Source organism: Aeromonas sp. QDB23, from assembly GCF_027707745.1.
GTDB lineage: Bacteria > Pseudomonadota > Gammaproteobacteria > Enterobacterales > Aeromonadaceae > Aeromonas > Aeromonas allosaccharophila.
The window spans coordinates 1-920 of sequence record NZ_JAPCJA010000162.1 but is presented as its reverse complement, the minus strand read 5'-3'; the positions used below and the strand labels follow the sequence as shown (position 1 = coordinate 920).

Annotated in this window: 1 protein-coding gene; it reads left to right on the top strand. The window is 47.6% G+C overall.

Features of this window, described 5'->3' with window-relative positions:
• Nucleotides 1–401: 401 nt before the first annotated feature.
• On the top strand, nucleotides 402–737 hold the full coding sequence (locus tag PG888_RS22970; RefSeq protein ID WP_075113503.1) for a DUF3135 domain-containing protein: 336 nt from the start codon (nucleotides 402–404) through the stop codon (nucleotides 735–737).
• The last annotated feature ends 183 nt before the right edge of the window (nucleotides 738–920 follow it).

The following is a 920-nucleotide window of genomic DNA, read 5'->3' as shown; positions in this document are numbered from 1 at the left end:
CCTGCATGGAGACGCGATTAGATCACAGACGATCTGCCTGTTCAAATTTCATTAACAAAGTGCGATCCCGCCCTGGTCATAAGATGACGCGGGCCGGCGAGGGAATAATAAAGTGTCGAATGAAGTGAAATAACCTCTTCCTGATTTTTATTTGCCATAAAAAACATAAAATAACCGCCTAAAATGTATAAGTGTTTTATCGCGCCTGAATTAAAAATAATCGCTTGTTTCCAAACACAATTAAAATAGAGAGACACCCTCGTTATGATCCTTGTCCGGTTCAGCCGCCCGCGGATGGATTGAACCCTTGTTGGCCGCGTCGTATATACAGGTTTATATGGCTGGGGCGTGATGGTGTGGTGCCGCAGTGGGTTGCCAGCAATAGTCGCCAAGGAGGGCATATGGAGTTGCCTGATTTTGACACCCTGAAAGAGTTGGCTGCGAGTGAGCCTTCCCGGCTGGATGCGATTCTTGAGCAGCAGATTGACCAGTTGATGGCCCGGGCGAGCCCCGATCAGCAGCGCCGTCTGCGCGGGTTGCAGTTCAAGATTGACGGTCAGCGTCGCCTGGCTAAAAACAATCTCGATAGCTGTATCCGGATTGCCAGCATGATGCGGGAATCTTTTTATTTGATGCGCAGCGAAATGATCCAGTTTCGGGAGGAGGGGGAGCTTCTGCCTGAAAACGATAGCGCTGGCAAAATAATTCGAATGGCTGACTATCGACGTCGTAAATAATCTGCAGTCAGCCCCTCTTCTGATATTTAATTCATGTATCAAGGGGCCGCAATAAGGCGAGGTAATGGCGGGCAGATTGTTATGGTTTTTAATGTTAGTGGTAATGCATGTACAGAACCTTAAGCGGCAAGCGAATTAATAATACCGTCTAACGTGTTGTTTTGCTTGGATTTTCTCTGCCTA

Excerpts from the sequence above, each read along its gene's own strand:
- PG888_RS22970 (WP_075113503.1), top strand. The coding sequence starts at position 402 with ATGGAGTTGCCTGATTTTGACACCCTGAAAGAGTTGGCTGCGAGTGAG.